Genomic DNA, 8,029 nt, shown 5'->3' on the forward strand with positions numbered 1-8,029 from the left:
AAATTCTTGGGGTTTGGTAATTAAATTCTTGGGGTTTGGTAACCAAACCCCTACTGGTCAAATTGTCTTTTCCCATTCCATCAAAATATTGTACAACCACTGCTCCACGCGATCGCACATCGCCTGGGTCGAGTATTTGGCTTCGGCTTGTTGACGACAGGTATAGCGGTTAATCCTATCCAATCTGTTAATCGCCTCAACCAATCCCGCCACGGAATCCGGTTCTACCAAAAACCCCGTTTTCCCCTCCTCGACAATTTCCGTCGGTCCACCGCGACGGTAAGCAATCACCGGAACACCACAGGCGAGGGCTTCTATCGCCACATTGCCAAAGGCTTCCACCCAACGCGGCGTCATTAATAATCCCCGACATCGCCGTAACTGCTGCTGCAATTCACTCGTCGAGAAAAACCCCAAATAATGAATTGGCGCCTCTGGGTAATCCCGCAAAATCTGTTGCCAATAGTCCTGATTTTGCAGCACTCCCATAATTTTCAGGGGAATCCCCGTCTTATGAGACGCCGCCACTGCATCCTCTAACCCCTTTTCTGGGGCAATTCGCCCCACCCATCCTAACCACGGTTTGGGTTCTGGACAGAAATTATAGCATGATATATCAATACCATTACCCAAACACCGACAGCGATCGCCAAAAGTATAGGTAGCCGCCTGTGCGTGAGAATGAACCGCCACTGTACCCGGAAACGCCATCACCACTTGCTCAATTATCTCATCCATGGCTTCTGAGATAGAACCCATACTCACCAAATGGGCAATGGGACGACTAAAAAATGGCGTTAAATAAAAAGGCAACCAATCATAAGCAAAGTTGAAAATTAAATCATAGTCAAATTGCACTTGCCGTGCATAATCCCAAAACCTTGCCAATACCGAAGCTGGGGGAATAATAATCGGTGTATCTCGTGCTTGCGTTTGAGCGCTGGTTTGCACAGTTCCCCCAATTTCCACGAGGGGCATACCCCAACCCGTAGACCCTTGGGTTGCTACAATAGTCACCTGATGCCCGCGTCTAAATAAATCGCTAGCCACATTACGCAAGGTTAATTCAACACCGCCAGTTAATCCTGAACCCAAAGAACCCACAGGACTAGAAATGAGCAGTAATTTTAGAGAATGATCGTTCATTAAATTATGACTTATAAAATAACCCGTCAATTAGCAGTATAGGTTGAGCTAATCTAGAAATAGATTTATCAATAACTGTTCCACACAACTTGACCTGCTTCATGGTTTTCGCTGAGTAAGTCTCGAAGCTTACGCCCCTAACAACATCGTTTTGGATTTTTACACTGGCAAAACTTCTTTTACCAGAAACCTTATCTAACGCTTTCTCATCATAAAACCAATAACTTCTGTTACCCCCATCTGATGTTCTATCAGGTCTGCCGACGGCTTGAATCACTTGCGACTTAGTTTTTCCCAAAACAGCGCTGCGAAAATCGTCTTATGGAATCGGTTTTGGTTTTTGGCTAGGGATGTACTCAAATTCCTTTTCTGCTGGTAACGGCTTCGGGTTAGGTTCTTGTAACGGCTTTGAGTCAGACTTCAAAGGAGAGATAAACCCCGATACAACTTGCTGCAACGGCGCTCGCAATATAAAAAGACTAGACACAGCAATTGCCGGAATCACGAGGGGAATGCCCACAGATATCCCTTTTTTAATGTGTTTTTTTATAAACTTTTTTAATTTTGGCTTTTTGTGCTGTCTACGCCCCTGTTTTTCTTCTATATTTATAACCGCTGTCTCAACAAGATGTGGCGGAATTCCTGCCTCTGAACCAATTTGTTTTAGATCCGCTAAGGAGTAACTTTTATTCGCTTCAGCCTGTAAACGAGCCGCTTCTACTAGGATCTCGCCTACTGCATCCTCAGGAATAGATTTAACGTCCTCTAGACCGTCTCTAGTTTCCTTTAAATTTCTTTTTCGACGTGACTTCTTACCCATATTTTTCCCTTGACTGTTACTTAGTTTAATTGATTCATTATCGATACATACTATCTGGACTCCCTAAAATCAAAGCTGCCCGTAACTTTTCGGGACTATTCTCAATCTCCCTTTTAGTTTGAGCCGAAATACTATCACCTAATGTATTCAGAAGTTGATTCGCATCCACCGATTGATTATCACCCAAGCGTCCCTGGGCTATCGCCGTTGCCAAACTGACCCGCCGTAGCATCGCATCGGGACTCAACCAAGCGTCTTGGGTATTTTTATAGCCCTCAGGCGTGGAACAGTTATAAAGCGGCATACTCAGTTGATTTAACATACCCGAAATCCGCTTTAAATTTGGCTCTTTTGTCCCCGTCGCCCGGACAGCGGAAATAATATAGTGATAGGGAGTCTTAAATTTACGACCGTAATCATTTGCCTGCCAAAATTCAGGACGTTGAAAAAGGGTGTCTAAGACAGCCCGAATATCCCCTTCTGTCTGCAAAAATTTCTTAGCCAGTCGCTTCACTAAACCGGAAGGCGGCTCATCGGCGACAAAGTATTGGGCAAGTTTATAACTAATATAACGGGCAGTCGCTGGATGGCTAGCCAAACTATCGATCGCCTGTTCCACTTCCGCTACGCCACTGCCTTTAATCCGTTGACCTAGAAATAGTTTATCACTATAGTCATGGCGGTTTCTATCGAAATAAAAGCCATTGCTATCCCCCTTATTTCCATCCAAATCCAATCCCCATCCAGTTAGAATATGAGCCAAGGCAATTACATCATCCTGACTATAGCCGCCATCAACACCCAAGGTATGAAGTTCCATCAATTCACGGGCATAATTTTCATTAATACCGCGAAATCTCCCCTTTGCACCCGGACTATTGGGGGCAGTATTGCGCCAGTTATCTAAATAAACCAACATCGCCGGATGATGAACCGTTGCGGCTAGCAAATCCCGAAAACGACCCAGGGCATAAGGTCGAATGGCTTGCTGTTCATAGACACCAACCCAGAATTTAATATCTCCTTTTCTGGCAAAAACATTAAAGTGATTAAACCAAAAGTTTACCATTACTTCTTGCAATTGCCGAGAACTGGCGATCGCACGCAGTAATCGCGCCTGTATTGCTTGCTGTAACGGCTGTCTAGCTTTTTGGCGAGCTTTCTGTCGTTCCTCCTCTGAACGCTGTTTTTGGCGGCGGGGTTTATACTGTCTAAGTAACTGAACTGGAGTCAGTTTGAGAGTACGCCATTGATTAAGCTGGCGAGTGATTTGCGGAGATTCGGGAATGGAGTCTGGCGAAAGTTGAGATTGAATATAAGCCTCAATCCCCATCGATTGGATTTGTTCAATATCACCGGGACGAGAACCAAAACTGAGACGATTTAGAATATGGAGGGATTTTGTCATTTGTCATTTGTCATTTGTCATTTGTTGATTAGGAAATCTCTACCTCATCTCCCCCAGCTCCCTCTGCTCCCTCTGCTCCCAGACGCGCCATGGCACGTCTCTACATTGCTCCCCCATCTTCACTCTATTCTATGATGCTACACGATTATTCTCCAAGGCGACAAAATTATAATTATCCACTGGGCGCACTTGTTGCAGCAGATTTTGCAAATTTTCCCCTTCAATCACCTCCGTTGCTAATATCTGTTGTGCAATTTGTTCGAGTAAATCGCGATTGTGATTGAGAATTGCCAAGGCTTGCTGATGGGATGTTTCCACAATTTCTCGCACTTCCACATCAATCGCTTTTGCCGTTTCATCACTGACACTCCGGCGTACATTACCGCCAGCATTGCCCAAGAAACTATTACCTTGAGCTTGATTATACGCCAAAGGACCCAAAACTTTACTCATGCCATAGGTCGTCACCATGCGTTCGGCTAACTCCGTGGCGCGTTGCAAATCATTCGCCGCCCCTGTGGTGATATTGCCAAAGACAATTTCTTCAGCGGCGCGTCCCCCCAAAAGTGTGGAAATATCACCCCGGAGTTCCACTTCATTCATCAAAAAACGGTCTTCTGTGGGTAGTTGTAGCGTGTATCCCAAAGCAGACATTCCCCGTGGCACAATGGAGATTTTCGCGACTTTACCACTCCCTGGCATTAACGCACCGACTAAAGCATGACCAACTTCGTGATAAGCGACAATCTTTTTCTCAACATCGCTAAGAACCCGGCTTTTCTTCTCCAACCCCGCCACGACTCGTTCAATGGCTTCGGCAAAGTCGGCTTGAGCAATGGTATCCTGGCGCTTACGGGCGGCTAATAGGGCGGCTTCATTGACTAGATTGGCTAAATCCGCCCCAGCAAACCCAGGAGTCCGAGTTGCGATCGCGTGTAGATCAACATCCTCACCCAATTTGACTTTTTGGGCATAAATGCTTAAAATTTCTTTACGTCCAGCTAAATCAGGACGGTCAACCAATACCTGACGGTCAAAGCGTCCCGGACGTAACAATGCCCGATCTAAGCTTTCAGGGCGGTTCGTCGCCGCCAGAACAATCACCGTCGCATCTCCAGCCGCAAATCCATCCATCTCGGTGAGCAATTGGTTCAGCGTCTGTTCCCGTTCATCATTTCCGCCACTATGGAAATTCCCACTACTCCGAGATTTGCCAATCGCATCTAATTCATCAATAAAGATAATACAGGGAGCTTTCTTTTTTGCCTGATCAAATAGATCCCGAACCCGCGCAGCACCAGTACCCACAAACAGTTCCACAAACTCCGAAGCGGAAATACTAAAGAAAGGAACTCCGGCTTCCCCAGCTACCGCTTTTGCCAAGAGTGTCTTCCCCGTTCCCGGAGGTCCCACCAGCAGTACCCCTTTAGGGATTCGCGCCCCAATTGCGGTAAAGCGATCAGGGTTTTGCAGGAATTCCACGATTTCCACTAATTCTGTCTTGGCTTCCTCCGCCCCGGCGACATTAGCAAAGGTAATTTTAGCCGATTCTCCTTCTACATAAACCTTTGCCTTACTTTTACTAAACGAAAGCGCACCTTCAGCGTCTCTGTCATTGCGGCGCAGGAAAAACTGAAAGGCGGCGACAAGGATTAGGGGCGGAATCACCCAACTTAACAGACTCAGTAACCAACCATTTTTGGGCGGCGGTGCGGCAAAAAACTCAATCCCCTGTTGCTGAAGATTTTTCACCAAGTCTGGATCATCGATCCGCAGCGTAGCATAGATTTGTCCTTGTTCCTGATTCGGGTTGAGCAGTTCATCCGTCGGGTTGAGGGGATCTTCTGGTGTCGAATTTAACGGATTGTCAGGGGTGTCCAAGTCAGGTTCTGCTTCCGTCTCTAATGGCTGTTCTGGCGTTTCCAGCAAGTCTTGAGTGGCTTGGAGAGGATCTTGAGTTGCTTGCAGCAAGTCTTGAGTCGCCTTTAGGGGATCTTGAGTGGGCTTAAGCTGAAAAATCACTTGTTCCTCCCCCACCGAAACCCGTGTGACTTTACCGTCGTTCAGTTGGTCGAGAAATTTGCTATAGGGTACTAGGGGAAACCGAGGAGATTTGGGTACAAACAAGTACCCCAGTAAGGATACACTCGCCAGAATTAATAGGATAAGACCAATCTGGCGACCGTGTGGCGATTTCGGCTTGTCTTTAATACTCATACATTTGTTACCTGCACGCTTGATGCCGTGGGCTTGGGTGGATGGGAGAATTCCTATTTTTAGGGTAGCAAGTTAGCACTCCCCAGCCTAAAGAAGTGGGGATTCTTCCTTCACTTCCTTCCAGGACATGGTTTTACATGATCCAGGATATGAGCGTTCCCATCCAGAAGCCCAGTTTAGGCAATGCGAATTTGGTACAAACCTTACAGCCTTCTGTCCTCTGTCTTTCGCCTTTTTGGACTAACGCTCATATTCCACATAATCCACTTGTCTATCATCAAGAGGAGGCGGTATTACTTCAGTGCGCCGCCTAGCTGAGGGGGCATAAGGAAGCGCATTGTAGGGATGGGGGACAACGTAAGTTGTCCGAGGTGGACGTGGTTGTTGCTGTCGCGACAGCACTGCTAATAATCCCACAACTACAACACCACCACTAATCGTTACCGCCATACCACCCAATCCCCAAACCAAGCCGGAAAGAATCGAATTATCTTGCTCAGACTGCTGGACAGGAGTTACAGGGGGCGCTGCTTCAATCCGAGGTGGTATGAAACTATTGGGATTATTGGGATTATTTTGTCCCATAAGATTGTCAATCAACGCTTGCTGGTTTTGCATCTGAGCTTTTAGCTGTTCCGTTTCGGCGCGTTGCTGTTCCAGCATGCCTTTCAAGCGTTCTACTGTAACCTGTTGCTGTTCAAAATCATTACCGGCAAAACCCGGTGTCGTCGGAACTGGCATTTGCGGGTTCTGCCCATAAGCCGGATTATAGGGATTATCAGGATTGCTCTGTGGAAGTTGAGCGGTTTGAGAGGGAGGGACATTCGTAATGCCAAGACTGTCTCCGCCTTTCATCATAAACAGAACCGCTACCCCCGCAAAGGCAGCCCCGGTTAGGAATGCCATACCATCACTCATCACTCTTACCTCACATTCAAAACTGAACTACCACTTATTGTCACTGATACAGGCTGACTGCCATCGGTGAGACTTGACTCCTTATGAGTTTATACATGATTGAGTCTATTGGGGCGGTTCTCTAGCTGTTCTCCGTTTTCTAATTGAAAACGAGATGGACTCAATTGTCCATCCCCAAGGATCTTAAAACCTTTCCAGGTCCTATCACCAGGGTTATAAGAATTTCTATAGTTACTGATATTGGTATCAACTTAAACCCAAATGCTCGGAATTGACAGACAGGTTTCGCCCTCACCGCCTATCCCCTCTGCCAAGTCTGGGAGAGGGGATAGAATTTTTCCAGTTAAGCTACCTTAGGTCTAGAATTAAAGGTAAATCTACTCTACTATAGCCGCACCATCCGGATTGTGCTTCGATTCTAGATCATTCCACCATCCGGCGATCGCGCTCTCCACATTCGAGCAGATACCTTAGCCGTTTTCTCAACCTGTGACAACTTGATTCCGTGAGCAGCGATTCATAATAATCACTAATCTAAAGCAGACGATGATCCCCTGTCTGTGGGAGAATAGAACAAGACTGACCCTTGCTTCATGCTTTATCGGATCAATAGCGACTATTAGCCTTCTTGCCGGTATGGGTTGGGCGTCAGGTATCAAAACAGCCGACTTAAAAAGCCACATCTACTGCTGCTCACTACAGAACTAATCTATGTCCACAGCCCCCAAAATTATCTCACAAAATCGATGTTTCGGTGGTACAGTTGGCTTTTACTCCCATCACTCTCAAACCTGCAAGAGTAAAATGCGGTTTGCTGTTTACCAACCGCCTCAAGCCAAATCCGAACGAGTCCCGGTTCTTTATTTCCTTTCGGGCTTAACCTGTACTGAAGAAAATTTTATGGCAAAAGCCGGGGCGCAGAAGTTTGCGGCGAAGTACGGATTAATTCTGGTGACACCAGATACCAGTCCCCGCGATACGGGGATTCCAGGAGAAAATGACGATTGGGACTTCGGTACAGGTGCCGGTTTTTACGTCGATGCGACAGTAGAACCCTGGTCAGATCATTATCAAATGTATAGCTACGTGGTTGATGAATTACCAGCAATTATTGCCCAACATTTCCCGGCTAAAATTGATCATCAGGGGATTTTTGGTCATTCTATGGGGGGTCATGGGGCGCTGATTTGTGCTTTAAGAAATCCTGAGCAATATACCTCTGTTTCGGCTTTAGCTCCCATTGCCGCACCAACACAATGTCCTTGGGGACAAAAGGCATTTACGAATTATTTGGGTGAGGATGAAGAAAGTTGGGACATTTATGACGCTAGCGAATTAGTGTTAACTGTGGGATATAAGCGTCCAATTCTTATTGATCAAGGGACAGCCGATCCCTTTTTAGAAAAGCAGCAATTGCTTCCTGGTATCTTTGCCCAAGCTTGTGAAAAAGCCGGGGTTCCTTTAACACTACGCTTCCAGGAAGGGTATAATCACAGCTATTATTTCATTTCCTCGTTTGT

General features: G+C 46.4%; 7 protein-coding genes. 1 reads left to right on the plus strand and 6 read right to left on the minus strand.

Going from position 1 to position 8,029, the window contains the following annotated elements; genetic code table 11:
• Window positions 1–57: 57 nt before the first annotated feature.
• From ACLFWI_RS22280 to ACLFWI_RS22305, 6 genes are all read right to left on the minus strand, one after another.
• Window positions 58–1,146: a glycosyltransferase family 4 protein gene (locus tag ACLFWI_RS22280; protein ID WP_446414739.1), complete on the minus strand. Its 1,089-nt coding sequence runs from the start codon at window positions 1,144–1,146 to the stop codon at window positions 58–60.
• A gap of 4 nt (window positions 1,147–1,150) precedes the next feature.
• Window positions 1,151–1,423 (minus strand): hypothetical protein, encoded by a 273-nt coding sequence (locus ACLFWI_RS22285; RefSeq protein ID WP_446414740.1) that lies wholly within the window; start codon window positions 1,421–1,423, stop codon window positions 1,151–1,153.
• A gap of 42 nt (window positions 1,424–1,465) precedes the next feature.
• On the minus strand, window positions 1,466–1,966 hold the full coding sequence (locus ACLFWI_RS22290; protein WP_446411034.1) for a hypothetical protein: 501 nt from the start codon (window positions 1,964–1,966) through the stop codon (window positions 1,466–1,468).
• Window positions 1,967–2,003: 37 nt separating this feature from the next.
• Window positions 2,004–3,374, minus strand: a complete 1,371-nt coding sequence (locus tag ACLFWI_RS22295; protein ID WP_446414741.1) for a DUF1800 domain-containing protein — start codon at window positions 3,372–3,374, stop codon at window positions 2,004–2,006.
• A gap of 129 nt (window positions 3,375–3,503) precedes the next feature.
• Window positions 3,504–5,591 (minus strand): ATP-dependent zinc metalloprotease FtsH, encoded by a 2,088-nt coding sequence (gene ftsH / locus ACLFWI_RS22300; protein WP_446414742.1) that lies wholly within the window; start codon window positions 5,589–5,591, stop codon window positions 3,504–3,506.
• 240 nt (window positions 5,592–5,831) lie between these two features.
• On the minus strand, window positions 5,832–6,509 hold the full coding sequence (locus ACLFWI_RS22305) for a hypothetical protein (protein WP_446414743.1): 678 nt from the start codon (window positions 6,507–6,509) through the stop codon (window positions 5,832–5,834).
• Between the two features lie 711 nt (window positions 6,510–7,220).
• Here ACLFWI_RS22305 and fghA point away from each other — a divergent pair.
• The coding region (gene fghA, locus ACLFWI_RS22310; RefSeq protein WP_446414744.1) for an S-formylglutathione hydrolase at window positions 7,221–8,029 on the plus strand (809 nt) is incomplete at its 3' end.

The organism is Coleofasciculus sp., from assembly GCF_046539235.1.
Lineage (GTDB): Bacteria > Cyanobacteriota > Cyanobacteriia > Cyanobacteriales > Coleofasciculaceae > Coleofasciculus.